The 23,694-nt window shown below is 68.1% G+C and carries 28 protein-coding genes; 13 read left to right on the forward strand and 15 right to left on the reverse strand.

Annotation, left to right across the window (positions count from 1 at the left end):
- Positions 1-19 precede the first annotated feature (19 nt).
- From ACZY1G_RS06940 to ACZY1G_RS06970, 7 genes are all read left to right on the forward strand, one after another.
- Entirely contained in the window at positions 20-676 is a 657-nt protein-coding gene (locus ACZY1G_RS06940; protein ID WP_463821968.1) for a response regulator transcription factor, read from the forward strand.
- Position 677: 1 nt separating this feature from the next.
- Positions 678-2,096: a sensor histidine kinase gene (locus ACZY1G_RS06945; protein WP_463821969.1), complete on the forward strand. Its 1,419-nt coding sequence runs from the start codon at positions 678-680 to the stop codon at positions 2,094-2,096.
- A 122-nt stretch (positions 2,097-2,218) separates the two neighbouring features.
- Positions 2,219-3,589 carry an MFS transporter gene (locus tag ACZY1G_RS06950; RefSeq protein ID WP_463821970.1) on the forward strand — a complete coding sequence of 457 codons (1,371 nt, stop codon included), beginning with the start codon at positions 2,219-2,221 and terminating at the stop codon, positions 3,587-3,589.
- Positions 3,590-3,608: 19 nt separating this feature from the next.
- The gene (locus ACZY1G_RS06955) at positions 3,609-4,544 is read left to right on the forward strand and encodes a TAXI family TRAP transporter solute-binding subunit (protein WP_463821971.1); all 936 of its coding nucleotides are present in this window, start codon (positions 3,609-3,611) and stop codon (positions 4,542-4,544) included.
- Between the two features lie 69 nt (positions 4,545-4,613).
- Positions 4,614-5,471: an ABC transporter substrate-binding protein gene (locus ACZY1G_RS06960; protein WP_463821972.1), complete on the forward strand. Its 858-nt coding sequence runs from the start codon at positions 4,614-4,616 to the stop codon at positions 5,469-5,471.
- Positions 5,468-6,295 (forward strand): amino acid ABC transporter permease, encoded by an 828-nt coding sequence (locus tag ACZY1G_RS06965; RefSeq protein ID WP_463821973.1) that lies wholly within the window; start codon positions 5,468-5,470, stop codon positions 6,293-6,295. The genes ACZY1G_RS06960 and ACZY1G_RS06965 overlap by 4 nt, the downstream gene beginning before the upstream one ends.
- Positions 6,292-7,032, forward strand: coding sequence for an amino acid ABC transporter ATP-binding protein (locus ACZY1G_RS06970; protein WP_463821974.1), 741 nt, complete (start codon positions 6,292-6,294; stop codon positions 7,030-7,032). The genes ACZY1G_RS06965 and ACZY1G_RS06970 overlap by 4 nt, the downstream gene beginning before the upstream one ends.
- Positions 7,033-7,035: 3 nt before the next feature.
- On the opposite strand, the gene ACZY1G_RS06975 is transcribed toward ACZY1G_RS06970, so the two are convergent.
- Entirely contained in the window at positions 7,036-7,347 is a 312-nt protein-coding gene (locus ACZY1G_RS06975; protein ID WP_463815325.1) for a hypothetical protein, read from the reverse strand.
- A 236-nt stretch (positions 7,348-7,583) separates the two neighbouring features.
- Between ACZY1G_RS06975 and ACZY1G_RS06980 the strand changes: the two genes are divergently transcribed.
- On the forward strand, positions 7,584-7,766 hold the full coding sequence (locus ACZY1G_RS06980) for a hypothetical protein (RefSeq protein WP_463821975.1): 183 nt from the start codon (positions 7,584-7,586) through the stop codon (positions 7,764-7,766).
- Here the strand turns inward: ACZY1G_RS06980 and ACZY1G_RS06985 are convergent.
- The 3 genes from ACZY1G_RS06985 to ACZY1G_RS06995 form a co-directional block, all read right to left on the reverse strand.
- Positions 7,763-8,584, reverse strand: coding sequence for an alpha/beta hydrolase (locus ACZY1G_RS06985; RefSeq protein ID WP_463822219.1), 822 nt, complete (start codon positions 8,582-8,584; stop codon positions 7,763-7,765). The genes ACZY1G_RS06980 and ACZY1G_RS06985 overlap by 4 nt on opposite strands.
- Before the next feature lie 87 nt (positions 8,585-8,671).
- Positions 8,672-9,436, reverse strand: a complete 765-nt coding sequence (locus ACZY1G_RS06990) for an SDR family NAD(P)-dependent oxidoreductase (RefSeq protein ID WP_463822220.1) — start codon at positions 9,434-9,436, stop codon at positions 8,672-8,674.
- Positions 9,437-9,441: 5 nt separating this feature from the next.
- Positions 9,442-10,455, reverse strand: a complete 1,014-nt coding sequence (locus ACZY1G_RS06995; protein WP_463821976.1) for an alpha/beta fold hydrolase — start codon at positions 10,453-10,455, stop codon at positions 9,442-9,444.
- 83 nt (positions 10,456-10,538) lie between these two features.
- Between ACZY1G_RS06995 and ACZY1G_RS07000 the strand changes: the two genes are divergently transcribed.
- Complete coding sequence (locus tag ACZY1G_RS07000) at positions 10,539-11,438, forward strand: LysR family transcriptional regulator (RefSeq protein ID WP_463821977.1); 900 nt, start codon at positions 10,539-10,541, stop codon at positions 11,436-11,438.
- Here the strand turns inward: ACZY1G_RS07000 and ACZY1G_RS07005 are convergent.
- The 5 genes from ACZY1G_RS07005 to ACZY1G_RS07025 form a co-directional block, all read right to left on the reverse strand.
- On the reverse strand, positions 11,424-11,681 hold the full coding sequence (locus ACZY1G_RS07005) for a DUF7218 family protein (protein ID WP_463815321.1): 258 nt from the start codon (positions 11,679-11,681) through the stop codon (positions 11,424-11,426). The genes ACZY1G_RS07000 and ACZY1G_RS07005 overlap by 15 nt on opposite strands.
- Positions 11,682-11,747: 66 nt before the next feature.
- The gene (locus tag ACZY1G_RS07010) at positions 11,748-12,770 is read right to left on the reverse strand and encodes a DNA topoisomerase IB (RefSeq protein WP_463815320.1); all 1,023 of its coding nucleotides are present in this window, start codon (positions 12,768-12,770) and stop codon (positions 11,748-11,750) included.
- A 50-nt stretch (positions 12,771-12,820) separates the two neighbouring features.
- Positions 12,821-14,002, reverse strand: a complete 1,182-nt coding sequence (locus ACZY1G_RS07015; protein ID WP_463815319.1) for a zinc-dependent alcohol dehydrogenase — start codon at positions 14,000-14,002, stop codon at positions 12,821-12,823.
- A 54-nt stretch (positions 14,003-14,056) separates the two neighbouring features.
- Positions 14,057-14,896, reverse strand: coding sequence for an SDR family oxidoreductase (locus ACZY1G_RS07020; RefSeq protein ID WP_463815318.1), 840 nt, complete (start codon positions 14,894-14,896; stop codon positions 14,057-14,059).
- 62 nt (positions 14,897-14,958) lie between these two features.
- The gene (locus ACZY1G_RS07025) at positions 14,959-15,459 is read right to left on the reverse strand and encodes a DUF6328 family protein (RefSeq protein WP_463821978.1); all 501 of its coding nucleotides are present in this window, start codon (positions 15,457-15,459) and stop codon (positions 14,959-14,961) included.
- A 73-nt stretch (positions 15,460-15,532) separates the two neighbouring features.
- Between ACZY1G_RS07025 and ACZY1G_RS07030 the strand changes: the two genes are divergently transcribed.
- Positions 15,533-15,808: a DUF4235 domain-containing protein gene (locus tag ACZY1G_RS07030; protein WP_046363112.1), complete on the forward strand. Its 276-nt coding sequence runs from the start codon at positions 15,533-15,535 to the stop codon at positions 15,806-15,808.
- Positions 15,809-15,878: 70 nt separating this feature from the next.
- Positions 15,879-16,118 carry a hypothetical protein gene (locus ACZY1G_RS07035; protein WP_463815316.1) on the forward strand — a complete coding sequence of 80 codons (240 nt, stop codon included), beginning with the start codon at positions 15,879-15,881 and terminating at the stop codon, positions 16,116-16,118.
- 4 nt (positions 16,119-16,122) lie between these two features.
- Here the strand turns inward: ACZY1G_RS07035 and ACZY1G_RS07040 are convergent, their stop codons facing one another.
- Complete coding sequence (locus ACZY1G_RS07040; protein WP_463815315.1) at positions 16,123-16,791, reverse strand: hypothetical protein; 669 nt, start codon at positions 16,789-16,791, stop codon at positions 16,123-16,125.
- A gap of 146 nt (positions 16,792-16,937) precedes the next feature.
- Positions 16,938-17,810: an alpha/beta fold hydrolase gene (locus ACZY1G_RS07045; protein ID WP_463821979.1), complete on the reverse strand. Its 873-nt coding sequence runs from the start codon at positions 17,808-17,810 to the stop codon at positions 16,938-16,940.
- Positions 17,811-17,847: 37 nt separating this feature from the next.
- Here ACZY1G_RS07045 and ACZY1G_RS07050 point away from each other — a divergent pair, with 37 nt between their 5' ends.
- Both ACZY1G_RS07050 and ACZY1G_RS07055 read left to right on the forward strand, forming a co-directional pair.
- Complete coding sequence (locus ACZY1G_RS07050) at positions 17,848-19,719, forward strand: propionyl-CoA synthetase (RefSeq protein WP_463821980.1); 1,872 nt, start codon at positions 17,848-17,850, stop codon at positions 19,717-19,719.
- A 75-nt stretch (positions 19,720-19,794) separates the two neighbouring features.
- The gene (locus tag ACZY1G_RS07055; protein WP_463821981.1) at positions 19,795-20,262 is read left to right on the forward strand and encodes a DUF4383 domain-containing protein; all 468 of its coding nucleotides are present in this window, start codon (positions 19,795-19,797) and stop codon (positions 20,260-20,262) included.
- A 10-nt stretch (positions 20,263-20,272) separates the two neighbouring features.
- Here the strand turns inward: ACZY1G_RS07055 and ACZY1G_RS07060 are convergent, their stop codons facing one another.
- Genes ACZY1G_RS07060 through eno form a run of 4 tightly spaced genes read right to left on the reverse strand, consistent with a single transcriptional unit; the run spans position 20,273 to position 23,674 of the window.
- Positions 20,273-21,217 (reverse strand): Ppx/GppA phosphatase family protein, encoded by a 945-nt coding sequence (locus tag ACZY1G_RS07060; RefSeq protein WP_463821982.1) that lies wholly within the window; start codon positions 21,215-21,217, stop codon positions 20,273-20,275.
- On the reverse strand, positions 21,214-21,705 hold the full coding sequence (locus tag ACZY1G_RS07065) for a DUF501 domain-containing protein (RefSeq protein ID WP_463821983.1): 492 nt from the start codon (positions 21,703-21,705) through the stop codon (positions 21,214-21,216). The genes ACZY1G_RS07060 and ACZY1G_RS07065 overlap by 4 nt, the downstream gene beginning before the upstream one ends.
- Positions 21,698-22,381 (reverse strand): FtsB family cell division protein, encoded by a 684-nt coding sequence (locus tag ACZY1G_RS07070; RefSeq protein ID WP_463821984.1) that lies wholly within the window; start codon positions 22,379-22,381, stop codon positions 21,698-21,700. The genes ACZY1G_RS07065 and ACZY1G_RS07070 overlap by 8 nt, the downstream gene beginning before the upstream one ends.
- 3 nt (positions 22,382-22,384) lie before the next feature.
- Positions 22,385-23,674 (reverse strand): phosphopyruvate hydratase, encoded by a 1,290-nt coding sequence (eno, locus tag ACZY1G_RS07075; RefSeq protein WP_335328991.1) that lies wholly within the window; start codon positions 23,672-23,674, stop codon positions 22,385-22,387.
- Positions 23,675-23,694 lie beyond the last annotated feature (20 nt).

Here is a 23,694-nt window from a genome sequence, read left to right on the forward strand (position 1 = left end):
TGTCGTACCGTTGTCGCTGATGCGCATCGCGGTGGTGGAGGACGACGACGGCGTCGGTGAGGCGCTCGTCGACGCCCTCGCCGAGGTCGGACACTCTCCGATCCGCATGCGCCGCGGAGCCGATCTGCTGCTCGGCCATCGCGATGTCGACCTCGCCCTCCTCGACCTCGGCCTGCCCGATGCTGATGGGCTGACCGTCCTGCGGCAGCTGCGCGCCGTCAGCCACATCCCCGTCGTCGTCCTGACCGCCCGCGACGACGAACGCTCCGTCGTACGTGCCCTGCGCACCGGCGCCGACGACTACGTCGTCAAACCCGCCCGCCTGGGCGAGCTGCGCGCCCGCATCGAGGTCGCCGCCCGTCGACGTATCGCAGACGAACCCGAACCCGAGCTCGTAGAGGCCGGAGACATCACCGTCGACCTCAACGCCCGCCGCGTCGAGGTCGCCGGCGAGGAGATCTCGCTGGCTCCCAAGGAGTTCGACGTACTGGCCTACCTGGTGGCCCGCCGCGGTGAAGCCGTCAGCCGCCAGGAACTGATGGACGCCATCTGGGGTGACGCGTACGTCGCGATCTCGCGCAGCCTCGACGTCCACATGACTTCTCTTCGCGCCAAACTCGCCCGCCCCGACGCCATCGCGACCATCCGCGGCTACGGCTACCGGTGGAGTTGCTGAGGTGTGGCGTCGCGTCTTGCTGGTGCTCGTCATCTACTCCACCATCGCCGTCGTCGGGCTCGCGATTCCGCTCGCCGTCACGCTGAGCCGCGAACGGCTGCAACGGTTCAGCGAGAGCAGGTTCTCCGCCGCTGCTTACTTCGCTGATCTGGCTGCCCGGCAGGATGATTCGCACGCCGTCGATCTGCAGCAGGCTGTCGACCGGTACTACAGCCTCTACGGCGAACCCGTCGTGGTCGTCGGTCGCGACGGCACCTCGCGGGCCGCCGCCGGGGTCACCGGCTCTCAGGAGAACATCGCCGACGCGGTCTCGGAAGCTCTGCGCAACCAGCGCAGCCGTGTCCCCGAATCGGTGACGCCGTGGTCGCCGTCGGACGTCCTGGTGGCCGTCCCGGTGGGCACCGGCACCCAGGTCGACGGCGCCGTGGTCCTCACGGCCTCCACGGCCGCGGCGAAGAAGGACGTCACCAGGGCCTGGTTGACCATCGTCGCCGGCGCCGGAGCGCTTCTCGTCGTCGCATCCCTGATCGCAGTTGCGCTGTCACGCTGGACCGTTCGACCACTGACCGACCTCGCCGCCCGGGTGTCCGCCCTGACGAACCGCGTCCTCGAACCCGCCCCCGCGGCCGCCCACCCCGACAACGGCAAAGCTCGCTACGCCGGTCCGGAAGAGGTGCGTCACCTCTCGGCAGCCTTCGACACCACGGCACGTGACGTGGAGGCTGCCGCCTCGGCGCAGCGGCGCTTCGTCGCCGACTCCGCACACGCGCTGCGCAACCCGTTGGCCGCGTTGCGTATTCGGCTCGACACCCTCGGCATGGCGGTCCCGGAATCTGCCGCAGCTGCCCACCGCAAGACCACGGTCGAGGTCGACCGCCTGGAAGGCATCGTCGCCGATCTGCTCGCACTGGCCAGCGCCGAGACACGCCACGACGACGAATTCGCCGCCGCCGACGTCGGGGCCGTCCTCACCGAACGCCACGACTTCTGGTCGACCTCCCTGGTGGACTCCGCCATCGACGCCACCGTGACCGCGCCCGAGGGACTGTACGCACACATCCCCGACACCGACCTCACCCAGATCCTCGACACCGCACTGAGCAATGCCGTCAAGTACGCCGGCTCGGGCGCCCACCTCGACATCGGCGCTCGCCGTGACGGCAACCAGATCGCCCTCTGGGTCGACGACGACGGTCCCGGCGTGTCCGAGGAGGATCTGCCGTTGATCGCCACCCGGTTCTTCCGCGCCACGAACACCGTGGGCCAAGGCACCGGACTCGGGCTGTCCATCGCCCGCGCCCTCACCGAGCGTGCGGGCGGAGACTTCCAGGTGAGCGCCAGCGACACCGGCGGGCTGCGCATCGAGCTGCGTCTGCCCTGGGCTGAGGGCCCGTCCACCGACGCGGAACTTCCGTCCTAAGGGACTGTTAGGGTTCGCCGCCGCGCCTTCCACACGGGCTGTGACTGCCTTCACAGTGAAGACACGACGGCGATGTCGACCACGGGTCAGGCGCCGCCGCTCACGGACAAGGAGGCACAGCCATGACCTACTCGACCACGCGAGACCCCCACCCTGACGGGGCCGCATCGCCGGCTCCCACATCGTCGCGGGCCGCCACGCGGCGAGCCGTTCTCAACACGTTGCGCGGGTCCTCGGGCAACCTCGTCGAGTGGTACGACGTCTACGTCTACACCGTATCCGCCACCTATTTCGAAAGTCAGTTCTTCGATTCGGCGGACAAGAACTCGACCCTCTACGTGTACGGCATCTTCGCAGTCACGTTCCTGATGCGCCCCGTCGGCTCGTGGTTCTTCGGCCGATTCGCCGACCGACGCGGCCGACGCGCTGCGCTGACGTTCAGCGTTTCGCTGATGGCCGCGTGCTCCCTGGTGATCGCGCTGACCCCGGGCCGGGAGAGCATCGGCGTGTGGGCCGCAGTGATCCTCGTGCTGTGCCGCCTGGTCCAAGGCTTCGCCACCGGCGGTGAGTACGGCGCCTCGGCGACCTACATGTCCGAGGCGGCCACCCGCGAACGGCGCGGCTTCTTCTCCTCCTTCCAGTACGTGACGCTGGTGGGCGGGCACGTGCTGGCCCAGCTGACGCTGCTGGTGATGCAGACGTTCCTCACCCGAGAGCAGATCCAGGAGTTCGGTTGGCGCATCGCGTTTCTCATCGGCGGTGTGGCTGCGGTGGTGGTCTTCTGGTTGCGCCGAAGCATGGACGAGTCACTGACCCCTGAACAGCTCGAGGCCATTCGCCGCGGTGACGATCAGGGTTCGGGTTCGATGCGCGAGCTGATGACGGCACATTGGCGGGCGCTGCTGACCTGCTTCCTGGTCACCATCGGCGGCACCATCGCGTTCTACACCTACAGCGTCAACGCTCCGGCGATCGTGAAGTCGACGTTCGAGGACCAGGGCATGACCGCGACGTGGATCAATCTGGCCGGCCTGACCTTCCTGATGCTCATCCAGCCGATCGGCGGATTGATCAGCGACAAGGTCGGCCGCAAGCCACTGCTGGTGTTCTTCGGCGTCGGCGCGCTCGTCTACACCTACGTGCTGATCACCTACCTTCCTCAAACCACCTCGTGGGCAACGGCATTGACGCTGGTGTGCGTCGGCTACATCATCTTGACCGGTTACACGTCGATCAACGCCATCGTGAAGGCCGAACTGTTCCCGTCCCACATCCGCGCGCTCGGTGTCGGTCTCGGTTACGCACTGGCCAACTCCGCGTTCGGCGGCACAGCGCCGCTGATCTACCAGGCGGCCAAGGGCGGCGGCCACGTCGGGTGGTTCATCCTCTACGTCACCGTCGTGGTGGCCATCTCGCTGCTGGTGTACCTGTTCGTGTTGAAGAATAAGTCGGAGACAGCCCTGGACCGCGAACAGGGCCGCGCCTTCGTCTGAGTCTCTACGCTGGCCGGTTATGACGTCGATGTCCCCGCTGATGGACCGCAGGTCCGTCATGCGGGGCATCGCGCTGTTGCCGGTCGCGCTCGCGGCCGCATCGTGCCGCAGCACCGGTGAACCTCGTGCTCGGCTCGCCGCCGGGGAGCTCGGCGGATTCTTCTGGGAATTCTCGGGTCTACTCGCCGCCGCCGCGGGCCGGTCGAACATCGCGACCCTCGAGCCGCTGCAGAGCGGCGGCTCGATCGCGAACCTGCAGATGCTGCGGTCCGGCCGCGCCGACCTGGCCATGAGCCTCGGTGACATCGCCCAAGACCTCGCCGTCGCCGACGACCTAACCGCCATCGGCCGCGTCTACGAGAACTACTTCCAGGTCGCGGTCCGCGGCGACTCCCCTGTCACCACACCGGAGCAGTTAGCGGGCCGCGTCGTCAGCATCGGTGCACCGGGATCGGGTGCCATCACGCTGTCGACCCGAGTGCTCGACATCGTCGGGATCTCCGGGCAGGCACGCCGGGTGGAGCAGTCGATGCAGAGTGCCGCAGCACAACTCGCCGCAGGTGAGGTGGACGCGGCGATGTGGGCGGGTGGCCTGCCCACCCCGGCCTTCGCTGCTGCCAAGGCCGACATCAGGTTGCTCGACCTCGGGCCGGTGGTCGGGGCCCTGCGGCAGCGATACGGCACCATCTACGAACCGGTTTCGGTGCCGGCCAACGTGTACGGCTCGCACCCCGCCGTCACCACCGTGGGCGTGGCCAACCTGCTGCTGGCCCGCCGCGATGTCGCCGACCCGCTCGTCGCCGGAATGGTCGACGTCCTTCTCGACGATCCGTCGTCACTCGTACCGGCGCAGGCGATCGGAAGTCAGTTCCTTGACGCGCAGTCGTTGATCCAGACCGGCACTGTTCCGCTGCATCCGGGTGCGGCTGCGGAGTACCGGCGTCGGCACGGCTGAGCCGCGCCGAACCGATCAGCTGGAGCCGATCCGTAGCGTCCGGCGGCCGAATGCGCGATGATGCCGCGCATGCATCGCCTCACTGGTGTCCTCTGCGCGCTCGCTCTCGTCCCCGCGGCCATGACGGCCTGCGCCCCGGCCGACGAGCAGCCCGCCGCCTCGTCGTCCGCCTCGGCCAGCGCCGACACCTGCACCAAGGACAACCTGACGACCCTGAAGCCGGGCACCTTCACCTTCGCCACCGACCAGCCGGCCTACGCCCCGTGGTTCGACAGCGACGACCCCACGAACGGCAAGGGTTTCGAGTCGGCCGTCGCCTACGCCGTCGCGAACGAACTCGGCTACGCGAAGGAGAACGTCACCTGGATTCGCGTCCCGTTCAACGCCGCGATCGCGCCCGGTCCCAAGCAGTTCGACGCCGATCTCAACGAGTTCTCCATTACCGACGAACGCAAGCAGGCCGTCGACTTCTCCTCCCCCTACTACGACGTCACCCAGACTGTCGTCGCGCTGAAGTCCTCTCCCGCAGCCAATGTCACCACCGTCGACGGCCTCAAGGGGCTCAAGCTCGGCGCGCAGGTGGGCTCCACGAGCTACACCGCCGCGCAGAAGATCGACCCCGGCGTCGCCGTGTTCAACAACAACGACGACGCCAAGGCCGCGCTCGCCAACGGCCAGATCGACGGTCTCGTCGTCGACCTGCCCACCGCCTTCCAGATCCAGGCCGAGCTGACCGACGGCAAGATCGTCGGCCAGCTGCCCGCCGGCTCGGACAAGCCCGAGCAGTTCGGCATCGTCCTCGACAAGGGAAGCCCGTTGACGGCCTGCGTCTCCCGTGCCGTGGACCAACTCCGTGAGCGCGGCGAGCTCGCAGAGCTGCAGAAGACCTGGCTCGCTCAGGCGGGGAACGCACCGGTCCTGTCGTGACGACCGTCGGCATCGACCGCGTCGCCTACCGGCAGGCGCGGGCGCGCCGCTCGACGCTGGTGGCGCTGCTCTCGACGCTGGTGTTCGCCGCGGTTCTGCTGTTCGCCGTGACGTCGGCGCCGGGCTGGCCGCGGGTGCGCGATTCGTTCTTCAACTTACGCATCGGCTGGGACAGCCTGCCCGCCCTGCTGAACGGCCTGTGGCTGAACATCCGCGTGCTCATCGTCTGCCAGATCCTCGTGCTCATCGTGGGCCTCACCCTCGCTGCTCTGCGCACCCTGCGCGGGCCCGTGTGGTTCCCGCTGCGCGCCATGGCCACCGGCTACGTCGACCTGTTCCGTGGTCTCCCGCTGCTGATCTGCCTGTACCTCGTCGGCTTCGGCCTGCCGGGTCTGCGCCTCACCGGCCTGCCGACCAGCCCCGTGATCCTCGGCGGCCTCGCTCTGGTCCTGGTCTATTCGGCCTACGTCGCCGAGGTTCTGCGGGCCGGCATCGAATCGGTGCATCCCTCGCAGTTCGCCGCGGCACGATCGCTGGGCCTGACGTATCGCCAGACCATGCGCCTGGTCGTTCTTCCGCAAGCCACCCGCCGCGTGACCCCGGCGCTGCTCAACGACTTCGTCGCGCTCCAGAAAGACTGTGGTCTGATCTCCGTGCTGGGCGCCGTCGACGCTGTGCGCGCCGCGCAGATCCAGTCCGCTACCACCTACAACTTCACCCCGTACGTGGTGGCCGGTCTGCTGTTCGTCGCGCTTGCGGTGCCGTCTGCGAGGTTGGCCGACTGGGTCGCGCGCCGGTCGGCGACACGGCAGGGCGCCCTGTGAGTCCGCTGCTCCAGGTGCAGGGCCTGGTCAAGGCGTACAACGACCGGACGGTGCTCGCCGGGGTCGACCTGGACGTGGCTGAGCACGAGGTGGTGGTGCTGATCGGCGCGTCCGGGTCGGGAAAGTCGACGCTACTGCGGTGCATCGATCTGCTCGAAGACATCGACGACGGCCGGATTCTGCTGAGCGGCCGCGATATCAGCGATCCGCGGATCAACGCCGAAGAGGCGCGCCAAGCCGTGGGGATGGTGTTCCAGTCATTCAACCTGTTCCCGCACATGACCGCGCTGGGCAACGTCGCCCTTGCCCCGCGGGTGGTGCACGGCAGCAGCAAGCGCGAGGCCGAGCAGCGGGCACGCGAACTACTGACCCGGGTCGGCATGGAGTCACACGCGACGTCCTATCCCGACAAGCTCTCGGGCGGCCAGCAGCAGCGTGTCGCCATTGCCCGCGCACTGGCCTACGAGCCGAAACTGCTTCTGCTGGATGAGATCACGAGCGCGCTCGACCCTGAGCTGGTCGGCGAAGTGCTCACCCTCGTCGGAGAACTCGCGGCGTCCGGGGCGACGATCGTGATGGCCACCCACGAGATGGCCTTCGCCCGCGACGTAGCCGACACCGTGTGCTTCCTCGACGGCGGTCAGATCGTCGAATCAGGCTCAGCTGCAGCAGTATTGGATACGCCACGCGAAGAGCGCACGCGACAGTTCCTGCAACGCTTCACCTCTGGGCGCTGACCCTCAGCTCGTGGGCGGCTCGTATGGCACCTCGGGATGCTCCCGGTGCCACTCCACCGTCTTCTGCACGACCTTGCGGTGCCGGAACGTGAGCCACGCGAATCCGGCACCTGCCAGCACGACAGCCAGGATTACCGCGACCACTCCCGTGGTCCGCGAGCCGTTGGCGAACGAGAACAGGGCGATCACCAGCGACAACACCCCGAGGCCGACACCGATCAGGCCCAGCGCGTTCTTTCCTGCCTTCATCGTTTCGCCGGCGAACTGGCGGTTCGTGCGGGCGTGGTCGACGGGATCTCTTGAGGTGTTCGGCATGTTCACTCCTCTCACTCGACGGGCGAAAATCGGGACGGGTGCGCCGCACAGCCCGTTGTCGCTGGTCATCGTGTCGGGTACGCAGCAACGAGCCGCCGCGTGACCATGGAGAAGCGATACCCGAGGGTCTACCCACCAAACGATGATCGACAGCCGGTCACAACTCAGTCATCGTTCGCGGGGGTTTGGTCACGGGCCGTCCGGGCATGCCGTGCGAAACCGATCAGGAGGCACAGATGAGCAATCCGGAGTCCGAGAAGGCCGAGTCCGACGTCGAGCCCGACTCCAAGGTGGCCGGTTCACGCGCCAGTGAGAACGACGATGATCAGGCCGATGGCCCATACGTCGGACGCGCCGGCTCCGATGACGACATCGACACCGAGGAGTCCGGCGCAGAGGCGCGCGCCCAGCAGGGCTAGCGGGCCCCGACGCGTGCGACGTGCTCGGCGATCTGGGCGTATACCCGCTCCGTGACCGACGCGGCCTCGCTCATGATGTTGTACCCGTGGTCGACTCCGGGCACTTCGATGTAGTCGACCAGCGACCCCACCGCAGCCAGACGGTCGGAGTACCACCGCGCCTCGTCGCGTAACCGGTCGTACTCCGCGGTGACCACCACCGCGGGCGCGATGCCATCGATGTCGTCGGCATTCGCGCCCCAGGCGGGTGACACCAGCCGGTCGCGGCGTCGGAGCCGGTCAGGCACATAGGCGTTGTCGAACACCTGCCCCATCCACGGTTTCATCACCGCCCGCGCACCCAATGGTGACGGCTTGTCCTTCACCGCGGTGATGAGATCCAACGGCGGATAGTGCAACACCTGCAGTCCGATCGCAGGGCCTCCGTCCTCGAGCGCTTGGCGCGCTGCCGCCGCGGCGAGATTGCCGCCCGCACTCTGGCCACCCACCGACAACCGTGCGCCATCCCAGTCCCGGGCCTCGTCGGCGACCCAGCACACCACGTCGTAGACCTGTTGCGCCGCAACGGGAAAGCGATACCGCGGGGCGAGCAGGTAATCGGTGTTGACGATCACCACTCCTGCGGCGGCGGCCAGGTACCGACACCACGGATCGTCTTGCTCGCGGTGCCCGACCACGAAGCCCCCGCCGTGGATGTTGACGTACACCGGCGGGTGATGCACCCGCTGGTCCGGTCGGTACACGGTCGCCTCGACCGGCCCGTGTCGCGTGGGGATGTCGACCAGCGACGTGTGTGCCTCGATGCCGGGGAAGCGCACCGCCGGCTTCGGAGAGGGGTTGACCGTTGCAGCGAACAGGCGGGCCAACGGATCGGTGATCACGTGATGCACAGCAACACCTTTCCTTCAGACCGCCGAGAATCCACCGTCGACGGTCACGATCGCGCCGTGGATGTTCGAGGCATGCGGTCCGGCGAGGAACAGGACCGCGGAAGCCACTTCGTCGATGGTGCTCATCCGGTTCGACGGTACCCGGGCCAGAACGGGATTCACCGCGTCACCGAACTCCACCATGCGTTCGGTGGCGATGGGCCCGGGCGCCACCGCGTTCACACGCACACCGGACGGTCCGTACTCATCGGCCCAGGCCTTCGTCAGGATGTGCACACTCGCCTTGGTGGCGCCGTAGAGGGCTGACCCCGACGAACCGAACAGTGCGCTGATCGAACCGATGTTGACGATCGCGCCCTCACCGCGCGCAGCCATCGCAGGTGCGACGAGACCCGTCAGCAAGAACGGAGCGGTGACGCTGACAGCGAATGCGTCGCTGATCTCGTCTGCGGTGACGTCTGCCGTCGGAGCCGGAAACACCAGCGTGGCAACGTTGTTGACGAGGATGTCGAGCACACCCCCGACAGCCTCCGTCGCCAGCGACGCGACTTCGGCGACCGCCTGCGCGGGATTCGAGAAGTCGGCGGCGACGAACGCGGCTCGACCGCCGGAGGATTCGATACTCGCGACGACCTCCTCACCGCGACTGCGGGTGCGTCCGGTAATCACGACGTGCGCACCAGCTTTCGCCAGCGTCGCGGCGATTCCCGCGCCGAGTCCTGATGTCGAACCGGTCACCAGGGCGGTGCGCCCGGCCAACGGGGTTGATGTGGTCATGATCGTCCTCACTGTCGGGTCACGTCGGCGATCGCCGCCGCGAAGTCTCGGGGAGCCTCCTGCGGCACGTTGTGTCCGATGCCGTCGAGGACGCGGTGTTGGTAGCGGCCGGTGTAGCGCGCGCGATAGGTGGCGCCGTCCTTGGCGGGGCCGTCGAAGTCGGAGCCGATGGTGATCGTCGGAACCGTGATGGCGGGTGTGGCGGCCAGACGTCGTTCGTCGTCGTCGTACCGAGGCTCTCCCTGTGCCAGGCTCAACCGCCACCGGTAGTTGTGGATGACCACGTCGGTGTGGTCTGGGTTGGCGAAGGCGGCGGCCGTAAGGTCGTAGGTGGGTTCGTCGAAGTGCCACAGCGGCGAGGCGTTGCGCCAGATCAGTTTGTTGAAATCTGAAGTGTTGCTTCGGTAACCGCGTTCGCCCCGATCAGTGGCGAAGTAGTACTGGTACCACCAGCCGTATTCGGCCTGCGGTGCGAGCGGTGCCTGGTTGGCCTCCCTGTTCACGATGATGTAGCCGCTGACCGCGACGAGTCCGGTGCACCGCTGCGGCCACAGTGCGGCGACGACGTTGGCGGTGCGACCACCCCAGTCGTACCCACCGAGGATGGCGGCAGGGATACCAAGCACATCCATCAGCGCGATGACGTCGTGGGCCAAAGCGGCCTGCTGGCCGTTGCGGGGGGTGCGCTCCGAACGGAACCGGGTGCTGCCGAAGCCGCGAAGGAAGGGCACGATGACACGGAAGCCCTGCCCGGCGAGGATCGCGGTCACGTCGGCGTAGCTGTGGATGTCGTAGGGCCACCCGTGCAACAGGACCACGGGCCGGCCGTCGCGAGGCCCGGCGTCGACGTAGCCGACGTCGAGATCGCCGGCGGTGATCTGCCGGACGGGACCGATCGGGTGAGCGGGTGCGGGCGGCGGAGTGGCGCCGGCCGGGGTGGACGAACCCGCGGCCAGCGTCGCCGCGCCCGCCGCGGCCGTCACCAGGAATCCGAACTGCCGTCTGCTCACGCTGTCGTTCATGACCCCATCACAGCGCTCGAGAGCGATCGACGCCAACGATTGTTGTGGATGATTGTCATCAACAATGGAGATAGGTTGGGCGAATGGAGTTCCGTCAGCTCGAGCATTTCCTCGCGGTCGCCGGGGAGATGAGCTTCACCCGCGCCGCCGAGCGCGCGCGCGTCGTGCAATCCGCACTCTCGACGTCAGTGGGCAAACTCGAACGCGAGCTCGGGGTGACGCTGTTCGATCGCTCCCGCCAGCAGATCAGCCTCACCCCCGCGGGCGAACGGTTCCGTACCCACGCGCACGAGGTGGTGCGCGCCGGCCGGGCCGCCGTCGACTCCGTCGTTGAATTCCGGGGCACCTTGATGGGGACCGTCGAATTCGGTTCGCTGATCGCCTTCGGTCCCCTGGACGTCGCGCAGGCCCTCGGCGACTTCCACCGCGAGCATCCGCACGTCCGACTTCGACTGCGGCTCAGTCAGACTGGCGCGTCGACCTACCTGTCTGCACTTCTGGAAGGCTCACTCGACGTGGCGCTGGTCTCTGTACCTGACCGCTTTCCCACCGCACTGAGGCTGCAGAAGTTGTTCGACGACCCACTGGTGTTCGTGTGCCGCGACGACCACCGAATCGCGAACCGCCAGCAGGTGGCGATCGGCGACCTGGCCCACGAAGAGCTGATCGGGTTTCCTCCGGGTTTCGGGTTGCGCCGCCTGGTCGACGACGCCTTTCACGCTGCAGGGAGCCAAGCGCGAACCCTGTACGAGGTCCCGGCGGGCTTCCATGCCGTTGCCGACCTGGTCAGTAGCGGTTTGGGCACCGCGTTCATGCCGCATTCCGAGGCCACACGGTATCCCGCACTACGGACGGTCCACCTGACCACGCCGGTGCTGTGGTCGGTCTATCTCGCCACGCCAGCCAACGGTCGCATGACCCCGCCGGCGGCCCGACTGGCGCAGGCGCTGCTCGAGGCGGCAGACGGGTCAGTGGCTCCGTAGTTCGGAGATCAGTTTGTCCTTGGTCATTCGCGAATACCCGCTGAGGCCAAGCTCTTTGGCGCGTTCTTTGAGCTCGTCGACCTTCCAGTCGTCATAGGAGCCCGATCGGCCCCCTTTTCGACCCACAGCCGACGCGCCCCGGGCTGCCGCGGCGTTGGAAATCCGTGCGGCCTTCTCTTTCGAGTTGCCCTCGCGCCGAAGATCCTCGTACATCTTCTCGTTCTTGATCGACGAGTTCGGCATGTGTGCGACCTCCTTCACTGTGCACGATGCATGTAGGCTTTCCGCGCTCGTCAACTGCCAAACACATCACTTTCCCCTCGCCACCCGACGGATCAGCTGGCGGGTTGCCTTCTCCATCAGCTCCTGGGCCTTGTCGAGGTCGCGCATCGTGTCGGCCCGCTTGGTCGCCGCGGCGATCGTCAACCCGTTCTCGTATCCGGTGACCACCCTCGGATCGACATAGGAGGCCCGCGCGACGGCCGGGGTGTTACCCAGCTCGCTCGATACCTCTTTCATCACCGCCGACGTCTCACGCTTGATCGCGGTCTTCGAGGTGGGCGGCTTCGCGGCGGCGAACGACGCGGCGGCCAGCACGGTGCCGTGCCAGGTGCGTAGGTCCTTGACGGTGAATTCGTCACCGACGATCTCTTTGAATCGCGCATTCAGATCGTCGGCCTTGACGTCGACCCAGTCGCTGTTTCCGCTGCGGCACACCAGCAGCCGCTCGGTGCGTTCTGTGCGGCGCATCAACGACCGCACCGCACGCACCACCTCTGGGTCGTCGATCTCGACGGTGCGCTGCACCCCGCTCTTGGCGGGGTAGTCGAATTCGACCGCGTTCTTCTTCACGGTGACGTGTTCACACAGCAGGGTCGCCAAGCCGTAGTGCTCGAAATCCTCGGCCGACTGCTCACCGCCGGCCCGGAAATACCCCCGGTCCAGCAGCTGCAGGGCCAGCGCGAGCACACGGTCCCGGGTCAAGCCGCGGCCAGCCAGGTCCCGCGCGATGCGGGACCGCCACTCCGGCAACCGCGTCGAGAGCTCGAGCACCCGGTCGAACTTCTCTTCAGCCCGTTCCTGCTGCCATCGCTCGTGATACAGGTACTGCCGCCGGCCCGCAGCGTCGGTTCCCACCGCCTGGATGTGGCCGTTCGGCCGTGGGCTGATCCATACGTTCTTCCACGCCGGTGGGATGACCAGGTCCTTGATCCGCTGGGCCGTATCGGGATCGGCCAGTAGTTCGCCGTCGGGCCCGTAGTAGGCGAAGCCCTTGCCGCGCCGCTTGCGGACGATCCCCGGCGTGTCCAGCTTGCTACGTGCCAGGCGCATCCCGACGTACCCCTTGTTGCCGACCCATACGTGCGATCGGGGGTACCCACTCAGGGCTTGAGGATCACCTTCACGGCGCCGTCCTGCTTCTTCTGGAAGATGTCGTAGGCGTGCGGCGCTTGATCGAGCGGCAGCACGTGAGTGGCGAACGAGTCGACGCCCAACGGGTCGCCGTCGGTCAGCAGCGGCATGATGTCGTCAACCCATTTCTTGACGTTGGCCTGACCCATCCGCAGCTGGATCTGCTTGTCGAACAGCGTCAGCATCGGCATCGGGTCGGCCATGCCGCCGTACACGCCACTCAGCGAGATCGTCCCGCCGCGGCGCACGCAGTCGATCGCCGAGTACAGCGCGCCGAGCCGGTCGACGCCGGCCTTCTGCATGAACGGTTTCGCGACGAAGTCGGGCAGGAACGCCGCAGCCGTCTGCGCGGCCTGGGCGATCGGTGAGCCATGCGCTTCCATTCCCACCGCGTCGATGACCGAGTCGGTGCCCCGCCCATCGGTCAGGTCGCGTACCGCGTCGCCGACCGAGCCGCTGAGCCCGGCCATGTCGATGGTCTCGATACCCCGCGCGGTGGCTCGCGCCAGCCGCTCCGGAACGCGGTCGACGGCGATCACGCGGTGCCCGAGATGGGTGGCGATGCGGGCCGCCATGTCGCCGATCGGCCCCAGTCCGAGCACCGTCACCGATCCGCCGTCGGGAATGCCGGCGTAGGCCACACCCTGCCATGCGGTGGGCAGCACGTCGGACAGGTAGACGAAGCGCGAATCGGGCGGCCCCTCAGGCACTTTGATGTGCGTGAACTGGGCCTGCGGGATGCGCAGATATTCGGCCTGCCCTCCGGGTACCTCGCCGTAGAGCTCCGAGTAGCCGAACAGTGCGGCACCCATGCCCTGGTCGCGGACCTGCGTGGTCTCACACTGTGTGTAGAGCTGCTGGTCGCACATGAAGCAGTGACCGCAGGAGATCTGAAACGGCACCACGATGCGGTCCCCGACCGCGAGATTCGATACGCCTGAGCCGACCTCGCGCACCACTCCCATCGCCTCGTGACCGAGGATGTCCCCGGTGTTCATGAATGCGCCGAGCACCTCGTAGAGGTGCAGATCGGAACCGCAGATGTTGGTGGACGTCACCTCGATGATCGCGTCCGTCGGTTCCTCGATGCGGGGGTCGTCTACGGTGTCGACGCGCACATCGCGCCGGCCGTGCCATGTCACTGCTCTCATGAGAATTCGCCGTACCCGCGCGGATGCGGTCGAAACGCGATCAGCCGCACCGCGTCAGCCCGGCAGTGTCTCCCCGCCGATCGGAGCCAGCACCTCACCGCTGTAGTAGGACGAGAGTCGGCCCGCGGCGAAGAACACGTACGACGGTGCGATCTCGTCGGGTTGGGCCGCCCGCCCCATCGGCACCTGTTCGCCGAAGGACTCGACCTTCTCCGCAGGCATGGTCGCCGGGATCAACGGAGTCCAGACCGGGCCGGGGGCAACACAATTGACCCGGATGTTGCGTTCGGACAGAGACTGCGCCAGCGAATACGTCAGCGCGATCACCGCACCCTTGGTCGCCGAATAGTCGATGAGCGACTTGTTGCCGCGCAACCCGTTGATGGATCCGGTGTTGATGATCGCCGACCCGTCGGGCAGATGCGCCAGAGCGGCCTTGGTGACGTGGAAGAAGCTGTCGATGTTGACCGCGAAGGTCCGCCGCCACTGCTCGTCGCTGATCTCCGTCAGGTCGGACACCGGCGACTGGAAGGCGACGTTGTTGACGACGATGTCCAGCCCGCCGAGCTGTGTCACCGTCTGCGCGACCACGGAGCGGCAGTGCGCGGGGTCGGCGAGGTCACCCTCGAGCGAGATGGCCTGTCGGCCCGCCGCCTCGACCAGCGACACCGTGTGGGCGGCGTCGTCGAGCTCCTCGAGGTAGGCGATCGCGACGTCGGCGCCTTCCTTGGCGAACGCGACCGCGACGGCGCGCCCGATACCGGAGTCACCGCCGGTGATCAGTGCGCGTTTGCCCTCGAGCAGTCCCGTGCCGATGTAGTCAGCCATCTCATCGCGTGGCCTGTCGGCCATCTCGGCTGTCTCGCCGGGGTAGGGAATCACACCGTCGGGCATTGCGCCTCCTGTGTCTCGTGGACCGTCAGGGCGTCGAGGTACCCGGCGGCCGGGCGGCGAAACTACGCGCCGGTGCGGCGCAGCGTCAGCGGCAGCACGACCCAGAACGAGGCGAACAACACGAGCGCAGCCACCCCGGCGGCCAACGCAGCGGTCAGCCCGGCGACAGCGTCGAAGATGATGACCGTCATCCCGGTGATCGCCGCGCCGAGGAGCAGCAGACCGGCGTAGGCGCACCGATGGGCGAAGGTGACCAACGTGCCGAGGCGGTGGCGGCGGAACAGCACGCGGTGCATGCCGACAGGGGCGATGAGCAGCGCGGTGGACAACACCGCCGTACTGACCGTGGCCAGGTAGACCATCTGCATGTTGTGGCCCAGCATCGTGAATCGCTGCTGGAACGGCAGCGTCAGCAAGAACCCGGTGAGCAGCTGCACGCCGGTCTGCACGACCCGCAACTCCTGCAGCAGACTGGCCCAATTGCGGTCCAGCCGTTCGGTTTCCGTCTCGTGCCGGGCGCGTCGGTCCCACCCTCCGTCGTCGTCGAGCGGATGCGCGTCCACCCGTCGATCTTCGCACCCGCCCCGCCGCACCGCACCGCGTTTGACCACCGCACGCTCGGGTAATCACCCGGCCATGAGCAGGCTGTCGAGAAAGTTGTACACCCCTCTGTCGGTGGCCACCGGTGTTGGCGGCGGGCTGCTGGCTGGACAGATCTTCGGTCAGATCTGGAAGCGCGTCGGGCAGAACGATCCCGAACCCCCGGACCCCAAAGACCTCAGCTACTCGACGTCGTCGGTGTTGATCGCCGGCGCCATCCAGGGTCTGATCGTCGGGCTGGTGCGAGCGAGCCTGCAGCGGGCTGGTGCCCGCGGGTATTTGGCGCTGACCAACGAACCGCCGCCCGGCTGAGCAGCGAACTCATAGCCTTTCCACAGCCACCGATAGGCATGTTCTTAAGCGCCGGTCGGACTGTGGAGGCATGTCCCGCACGATCGACACCCGGCTGCTGGGGTACGCAGCTGCCCTCGCGCTTCCCGCCAGCCTCGCGGTGATGCTGATGGCGACGCCAGGCGCGGTCTCACCGATCCTCTACTGGACGGTGTCGACTTTCGCTTTGGTGATCGCCCTGGCCGTACTGGTCGTCGGCGAATGCGCGTGGGAAGACACCGTCGCCGAAGCCCAGGCCGCGGGGCTGGTCGCCAGCGAACCCGGGCACTGACCCGTCACACCGCCGGACCGAGCATTATCGACGGGCGCGGCAGGCGCCACCGCGCGCACCCGTCGGTGAGAGCGTTGTCCACCTCTGCCGCAACCGCGCCGCTGACCTGCCCGTCGCCGTAGACCCACTCGGAGATGTCGCCGCCGGTCAGACTGATCCGCGCCAACGGCAACCCGCAGGTGCGAAGGACCGCGGTGCGGCACAGCAGCCGCTCGGCGGCCGTTCCCCACTCCACGGCACCGGCGGAATCGTCGACATCAGCATGCACGCCGACCACCTGCAGTCGACGCTCCCCGATCACCGCGGGTCCGCGGTCGTCGAGATACACCGCGATGTCGGGATGACCGGTCGAGGCGAGGACGTCGACGTGCCGGTCGGAGCTGACCACGAACCGCGTGACCCCGCCCGCCACCGCTGCCCGGATCGGGGGCGTCGTCGCGCCGCACCGCACCAGGATGTGCTCGGTCCGGATGCCGCAGTGCCCGGTCTGCTCGAGCTCGTCGACCCCCGCCACGGACACCGTGATCCCGTGGGCGCGCACCCAGCCGGCCACCACCGGATCGCGCAGTGCACGCGCGGGCACGCTGGGAGTGGACATCGGCAGCGTGCGCCGCATGCGGCGAATCGACGTCGACAGGTGGTGAGCGGGACGGTGAACGTCGAGAACAGCCATGACTTCGGTCTACGCCGCTACGGTCCGCCCGAGCGCGATCCTTGCGACATCTTGACGCCCGCCGGCTGATCTTTGACGCCGAGCAGACGCGAACTCCTGCTTTCAGAGCCTGAAAAGCACGAGTTCGCGTCTGCTCGCGGGGAAACTCAGCGGGTCGGGATCTCGTCGGCGAGCGCGATCAGCCTGGCGCGCACCAACTCCGGCTGCTCGTCGAGGATGAAGTGGCCACCGTCGACCAGCTCCAGGGTGTAGTCGTCGGCGCGGGCGCTCTCGGCCGCGGCCAGCGACGGGTGGATGGCCGTGTCGTCCTTGCCGAACAGCGCGCGCGTCGGGACCGTCGACCAGCGCCGCTCCGGGTTGCGCGCGCTCTGTCGAGCCTCGCGCAGCAGGAACGTGCGGTACGTGTCGCGCGCGGTCCGCGCCACCATGGGATCCCGGAACGCATCGGCGTAGACCCGCGCCGTCTGGCGATCGATCTTCGGGGCGGCGACTCCGAAGATCACCCGCTCCAGATACGGCGTGCGCCGCTGCAGCGGCACCCCGATCGACGCCACGAACGGCTGGTACAGCAGGAATCGCCACAGGTGCGGCGCCAGCGCCTTCGCCGACACCCACGGGTGCGGAATGTTGAGCACCAGATAGCCGTCGATGCGTTCCGGCACCCGCAGCGTCAGCAGGTGGCCGATGAAACCACCCCAGTCGTGGCCCACCAGCAGCACGTGCTCCAGACCCATCGCGTCCATCAGCGCCACCAGGTCGCTGACCACGTCCTCCTTGGCCCACTTGTGCGGCGCAGGCCCTGACCAGCCGTAACCCGGCAGGTCGGGCGCGATGATCCGCAGCCCCGGCGGCGGATCGGCGAGCAGGTCGCGATAGGCCCAGTGGTGCTGCGGCCAGCCGTGCAGCGCGAGCACCGGCCTGCCGTCCTCGGGACCAGCCTCGGTGACGTGGAAACGGACACCTCGCGCGGTCACGTAACTGCGGCGGACCCCTCCGATCGGAGGGGGTTGGTTCGTCATGCCCCTGAGACTAACGGGGAAGGTTTACGGTGCTGATATGCCCGGGTACCGCGACCTGTTCGACGCCAGCATCTCCGATCCCGAAGCGTTCTGGGCCGACGCGGCCACCGACGTCACCTGGACCCGCGCGCCGCAAGCGGTCCTCGACGACAGCCGGCCGCCGTTCTACCGGTGGTTTCCCGACGCCGAGCTCAACACGTGCGCGAACGCGCTGGATCGTCACGTCGAGGCGGGCCGCGGAGAACAGCCGGCAATGATCTACGACTCGGCGGTCACCGACACACAGCGCACCTACACCTACCGCGAATTGACCGACCACACTGCACGATTCGCCGGTGCGCTGCGCGACCTCGGCGTCGGCCCCGGGGATCGGGTGATCATCTACATGCCGATGATCCCCGAGGCCGTCATCGCGATGCTGGCCTGCGCGCGGCTCGGTGCGGTGCACTCGGTGGTGTTCGGCGGATTCGCGCCGCACGAGCTCGCCGTCCGCATCGACGATGTGCACCCCGCCGTGATCGTCTCCGCGTCCTGCGGCATCGAGCCCACGCGCGTCATCGAGTACAAGCCCATGCTCGACGCCGCGATCGGCATGTCCAGCCACCCACCACGGAATTGTGTTGTCGTGCAACGAGATCGGCACCGTTGCGAGCTCCTCGAAGGTCGAGACCTGGACTGGGCCGACGTGATGGCCGCCGCGAGCCCCGTCGACCCGGTCCCCGTCGCCGCCACCGACCCACTCTACGTGCTCTACACCTCGGGCACCACCGGCAAGCCCAAAGGCATCGTGCGGGACAACGGCGGTCACGCCGTCGCGCTGCTGTGGAGCATGCGGCACATCTACGACATCACCCCTGGCGACGTGTTCTGGGCAGCCTCCGACGTGGGCTGGGTGGTCGGCCACTCCTACATCGTCTATGCCCCACTGCTTCTCGGCGCGACGACCGTGCTCTACGAAGGCAAACCCGTCGGCACGCCCGACCCCGGCGCCTTCTGGCGGGTCATCTCCGAACACCGGGTCAAAGCGCTGTTCACCGCGCCCACCGCGATCCGGGCGATCCGCAAGGAAGACCCGGAAGGCAAGTACGTCGACGAGTACGACCTCTCGTCGCTGCAGTATCTGTTCCTCGCCGGCGAGCGCCTCGATCCCGATACCTATCACTGGGCCGCCGACAAGCTCGGCATCCCGGTGATCGACCACTGGTGGCAGACCGAGACCGGCTGGCCGATCGCCGCGAATCCTATGGGAACAGAGGCCTTTCCGATCAAGGCGGGCTCGCCGACAGTCCCGATGCCCGGCTTCGACGTGCACATCCTGCGCGAAGACGGCAGCGACTGCGCACCCGATCAGGAAGGCGCCATCTGCATCCGCCTGCCCCTGCCGCCCGGAACCCTGCCGACACTGTGGCACGCCGATGACCGCTACGAGCAGTCCTACCTGTCCGAGTACCCCGGCTACTACCTCACCGGCGACGGTGGTCACTTCGACACCGACGGCTACCTGTTCGTGATGGGACGCATCGACGACGTCATCAACGTCGCCGGGCACCGCCTGTCCACCGGCGCCATCGAAGAGGTGCTCGCCACCCACCCCGCGGTCGCCGAGTGCGCGGTCATCGGGGTGCCCGACGAGATCAAGGGGCAGGCGCCGCGAGGCCTGGTGGTGGTCAAGGCGGGCGCCTCCACCGACGGACTCGCCGACGAGCTGGTGCAACTGGTGCGCGACGAGATCGGGGCCGTCGCCGCGTTCCGGCTCGTCGACGTCGTCCCCGCCCTGCCCAAGACGCGGTCGGGCAAGATCCTGCGCAAGACCATGCGGGGGTTGGCCACCGGCCGCGACGAACCGGTGCCGTCGACCATCGAGGACCCGGCCGTCCTGGAGAAGCTCGGCCCGATCCTGCGCCTCTGAGGGGTGTTATCCCGGCGCCGCGCGGGGTACTTCTTCCTGCACGCACGTCAATATGACGACGCGAAGGAGGACGGGATGGCGGACAGCCCGAAATACATGGCCGTACAAGGCGCAGCGTTGATCGTGGCGGTCGCGCTGACCGTCATCGGAGTACTCGGATTCGTCCCGGGCGTCACCTCCGGGGTCGACCGGCTGACCTGGGCCGGTCAGCAGTCCGGGGCCTTTCTGTTCGGGATGTTCGGAGTCTCGGCGCTGCTGAACATCGTCCACATCGTGGTCGGTGTCGCGGGGTTCGCCGGCGCGCGCAGCTACGCCGCCTCCCGCGCCTATCTGCTCGGCGGTGGGCTGATCTACCTGGGGCTCTGGATCTACGGACTGCTCGTCGAACGCGGAAGCAACGCCCACGTCCTGCCGCTCAACGGTGCCGACAACTGGCTACACGCGGGCATCGGCGCGGTGATGGTGCTGCTGGCCATCACCCTGGCCGGACAGCACGATCCGACGAAACGCCGCTCACGGGTGCGGCGCGCCGCCAGCCACTGACGGCCAGCCGTCAGCCCGCAATCGACAGCGCGATCCCGTCGAGGATGTCGTGCTCACTGACCAGCAGCCGATCGATGCCGGCACGGTCGGCGAGCACCGCGGCCAACTCCGTCACGATCAGCGCGCCGCCGCCGATCACGTCGACCCGACCCTCGTGCATCGGCCCCAGCACGGCGCGCTGAGCACGGGTCATCGCCAGTAGGTCCGCACACACCGGCAGCAGCTCATCGAAGCCCACCGAGGACAGGTGGATCGCATCGGAGTCATAGGTGGTCATCTTCCGCGCCAACGCGGCCAGCGTGGTCATCGTGCCCGCGACCCCCACCCAGGTCTTGGCGTGCTGCACCGGCACCACCCCGAGCACCGTGTCGAGAGCCTCGCGCACCACGGCACGCGCCGCGGCGACCTCCTCCTCTGTCGGCGGATCGGAATGCAGGCACCGCTCGGTCAACCGCACGCAACCGATGTCCGCCGAGTAGGCGGCCTCCACGTCGTCCGTGCCGAGCACCACCTCCGTCGAGCCACCGCCCAGGTCGACCACGACGAAAGGCGCTGCCGTGGAATCCAATTCACCCACCGCGCCGAGGAACGACAACCGCGCCTCCTGCTCGCCGGTGATCACCTCGGCCACCGCCCCGGTGACGACCGCACCGAGCACCTCGGACGTCATCGCGAAGAACTCGTCCCGATTGCCGGCGTCCCGCGCAGCCGACGTCGCCACCATCCGCACCGCCGACACCTCGTGGTCCCGCATCAACGCGGCGTAGGCCTCGAGCGCCGCGCGGGTGCGAGCCAGCGCCTCGGGCGCGAACTCCCCGGTCGCATCCACGCCCTGCCCCAGCCGGACGATCCGCATCTCCCGATGCACGTCGGTGAGACGCCCGTCGGTGACGTCGGCGATCAGCAAGCGGATCGAGTTGGTTCCGCAATCCACCGCGGCCACCCTGGCGCTCATGTCCACACCTCCGGATCGAGAATGCCGGCCATCTCCGGCTCGGCCGCCAGCACCGCCAACGCCTCGTCGCCGAACGGATTGACGCCCGGCCCCTTGGCCAGCGAGTGGGCGATCACCACGTGCAGGCACTTGACCCGGTCGGGCATGCCGCCGCCGGAGAACGTCGTGCCCAGCGACTCGATCGCGTCACGCTCGGCCAGATACGACTCGTGGGCACGGCGATACGCCGCCGCCAACTCCGGATCGTCGGCCAGCCGCTGCGTCATGTCTCGCATCAACCCCGACGATTCCAGCCGGCTCGCCGCCGCCGTCAAGGCCGGATGCGTCAGGTAGTACAGCGTCGGGAACGGCGTGCCGTCAGGCAATCTCGGCGCGGTCTTCACCACGGCCGGGTCCCCGTCCGGGCAGCGGTAGGCGATCTCGAGAACACCGCGCGGCTCACGCCCCAACTGCCGCGCGACGACCTCGAGATCCGTCGACTCAACCACCGGGCGCCGGCGGTGGTGGTGGCGGGCCTGGCGGCGGCACTGCAGGTAGCGGGGGCGGCGCAGTCGGCGAAATGCCGTGCGGCGCATCGGCGATCGTGTGCCACAGCGCGGTGTACCAGGGGTCGGAACTCGCCGCCGGGCCCACGCCCTGCGGCGCCTCCCCCGCCTGCGTTGCCCCGGCCGGCAACTGCACCTGATACGGGATCTCCCCCGGCATCACGAAACCCAGCCGCTCACGCGCCTGCGCGGCGATGAACACCGGATCGGCCAACTTCGCCTTCTGCGCCTCCAGATCCGCGATCTGGTCCCGCAGTTGGGACTCCGAGGCCTGCAACTGCTTCATCTCGGTGCGCTGGCCGAAGTACGTACGCACCGGCCCGGCGATGGTCAGCGTCAACACACACACCACCGCCGCCAGGATCGCCGCACGACGAGCCGTCGAACCGAAGCGCTGGTCGGCCGAGGCCTGCATCGACGCGGCGATCGAGGCACGAATCGACGTGCCAGGGGTGTCTGACTCTGCCTCGGTGACGGCGTCGCCCTCGGGTACCCGCGGTTCGGCCGCGCTGCGCTCACGGCGGCCCGACGTCGCGCCGGGCTTGGCCCGCCCGGGCTTACCCGGCCCGGCGGGCCGAGAGGTGCGACGCCGCGGATCAGGCCGTTTGGCTTCGGGCACAGGCTATTTCGCTCCGCCTTCGAATCGCGGGAAGGCCAGGTCGCCGGCGTAGCGAGCCGCGTCGCCGAGTTCCTCTTCGATGCGCAGCAGCTGGTTGTACTTGGCGACTCGCTCACTGCGGGCGGGAGCACCGGTCTTGATCTGCCCGCTGCCGACGGCCACAGCCAGGTCGGCGATCGTGGTGTCCTCGGTCTCGCCGCTGCGGTGGCTCATCATCGTCTTGTAGCCGGCGTTGTGCGCCAGCGACACCGCGTCCAGCGTCTCGGTCAACGTGCCGATCTGGTTCACCTTGACCAGCAGCGCGTTGGCGGCGCCGCGCTCGATGCCGTCCTCGAGGCGCTCGGGGTTGGTGACGAACAGGTCGTCGCCGACCAACTGCACCCGGTCGCCGATCGCGGTGGTCAGCGCGACCCAGCCGTCCCAGTCGTCCTCCGAGAGCGGGTCCTCGATCGACACCAGCGGGTAGGCGCCGATCAGCTGCTCGTAGAAGGCCGCCATCTGCTCGGCGGAGCGGGTCTCCTTCTCGAACGCGTAGCCGGTGCCGTCGGTGTAGAACTCGGTGGCCGCGACGTCGAGCGCGAGTGCGATGTCACTGCCGACCGTGAAGCCCGCGGCTTCGATGGCGGTGCCGATCAGATCCAGCGCCGCCTTCGTGCCGGGCAGGTCGGGGGCGAAGCCGCCCTCGTCACCCAGACCCGTCGCGAGGCCCTGCTTCTTCAGCACCGACTTGAGGGAGTGATAGACCTCCGCACCCCAGCGCAGCGCTTCCTTGAAACTGGGGGCGCCGATCGGGGCGATCATGAACTCCTGGACGTCGACGCCCGTGTCGGCGTGGGCGCCACCGTTGATGATGTTCATCATCGGTACCGGCAGGATGTGCGCGTTCGGGCCGCCCACGTAGCGGAACAGCGGCAGTGCGGCGCTGTCGGCGGCGGCCTTGGCCACCGCCAGCGAGACGCCGAGGATCGCGTTGGCGCCCAGCCGGGACTTGTCCGGCGTGCCGTCGAGGTCGAGGAGCGCCTGGTCGACGAGGCGCTGCTCATCGGCGCCGAGGCCGATGACCGCGGGCGCGATCTCGTCGAGCACCGCCTCGACAGCCTTCTGCACGCCCTTCCCGAGGTAGCGCGAACCGCCGTCGCGCAGCTCCACGGCCTCGTGCTCCCCGGTGGAGGCACCCGACGGGACGGCGGCGCGGGCGACCGTGCCGTCCAGCAGGCCCACCTCCACCTCGACCGTCGGGTTACCCCGGGAATCGAGAATCTCGCGGGCTCCGACCTGCTCGATGATGGGCACGACTGCCTCCTTGGTCATTC

The organism is Mycobacterium sp. IDUB_5 (genome assembly GCF_055419565.1).

Excerpts from the sequence above, each read along its gene's own strand:
- ACZY1G_RS06995 (WP_463821976.1), bottom strand. The coding sequence starts at position 10,455 with ATGAACGACAGCGTGAGCAGACGGCAGTTCGGATTCCTGGTGACGGCC.
- ACZY1G_RS06980 (WP_463821975.1), top strand. The coding sequence starts at position 7,584 with ATGAGCAATCCGGAGTCCGAGAAGGCCGAGTCCGACGTCGAGCCCGAC.
- ACZY1G_RS07035 (WP_463815316.1), top strand. The coding sequence starts at position 15,879 with ATGTCCCGCACGATCGACACCCGGCTGCTGGGGTACGCAGCTGCCCTC.
- ACZY1G_RS06955 (WP_463821971.1), top strand. The coding sequence starts at position 3,609 with ATGACGTCGATGTCCCCGCTGATGGACCGCAGGTCCGTCATGCGGGGC.
- ACZY1G_RS06975 (WP_463815325.1), bottom strand. The coding sequence starts at position 7,347 with ATGCCGAACACCTCAAGAGATCCCGTCGACCACGCCCGCACGAACCGC.
- ACZY1G_RS07015 (WP_463815319.1), bottom strand. The coding sequence starts at position 14,002 with ATGAGAGCAGTGACATGGCACGGCCGGCGCGATGTGCGCGTCGACACC.
- ACZY1G_RS07040 (WP_463815315.1), bottom strand. The coding sequence starts at position 16,791 with ATGGCTGTTCTCGACGTTCACCGTCCCGCTCACCACCTGTCGACGTCG.
- ACZY1G_RS07005 (WP_463815321.1), bottom strand. The coding sequence starts at position 11,681 with ATGCCGAACTCGTCGATCAAGAACGAGAAGATGTACGAGGATCTTCGG.
- ACZY1G_RS07000 (WP_463821977.1), top strand. The coding sequence starts at position 10,539 with ATGGAGTTCCGTCAGCTCGAGCATTTCCTCGCGGTCGCCGGGGAGATG.
- ACZY1G_RS07020 (WP_463815318.1), bottom strand. The coding sequence starts at position 14,896 with ATGCCCGACGGTGTGATTCCCTACCCCGGCGAGACAGCCGAGATGGCC.
- ACZY1G_RS06940 (WP_463821968.1), top strand. The coding sequence starts at position 20 with ATGCGCATCGCGGTGGTGGAGGACGACGACGGCGTCGGTGAGGCGCTC.
- ACZY1G_RS07010 (WP_463815320.1), bottom strand. The coding sequence starts at position 12,770 with ATGCGCCTGGCACGTAGCAAGCTGGACACGCCGGGGATCGTCCGCAAG.
- ACZY1G_RS07030 (WP_046363112.1), top strand. The coding sequence starts at position 15,533 with ATGAGCAGGCTGTCGAGAAAGTTGTACACCCCTCTGTCGGTGGCCACC.
- ACZY1G_RS07045 (WP_463821979.1), bottom strand. The coding sequence starts at position 17,810 with ATGACGAACCAACCCCCTCCGATCGGAGGGGTCCGCCGCAGTTACGTG.
- ACZY1G_RS06960 (WP_463821972.1), top strand. The coding sequence starts at position 4,614 with ATGCATCGCCTCACTGGTGTCCTCTGCGCGCTCGCTCTCGTCCCCGCG.
- ACZY1G_RS07055 (WP_463821981.1), top strand. The coding sequence starts at position 19,795 with ATGGCGGACAGCCCGAAATACATGGCCGTACAAGGCGCAGCGTTGATC.
- ACZY1G_RS06950 (WP_463821970.1), top strand. The coding sequence starts at position 2,219 with ATGACCTACTCGACCACGCGAGACCCCCACCCTGACGGGGCCGCATCG.
- ACZY1G_RS07060 (WP_463821982.1), bottom strand. The coding sequence starts at position 21,217 with ATGAGCGCCAGGGTGGCCGCGGTGGATTGCGGAACCAACTCGATCCGC.
- ACZY1G_RS07050 (WP_463821980.1), top strand. The coding sequence starts at position 17,848 with ATGCCCGGGTACCGCGACCTGTTCGACGCCAGCATCTCCGATCCCGAA.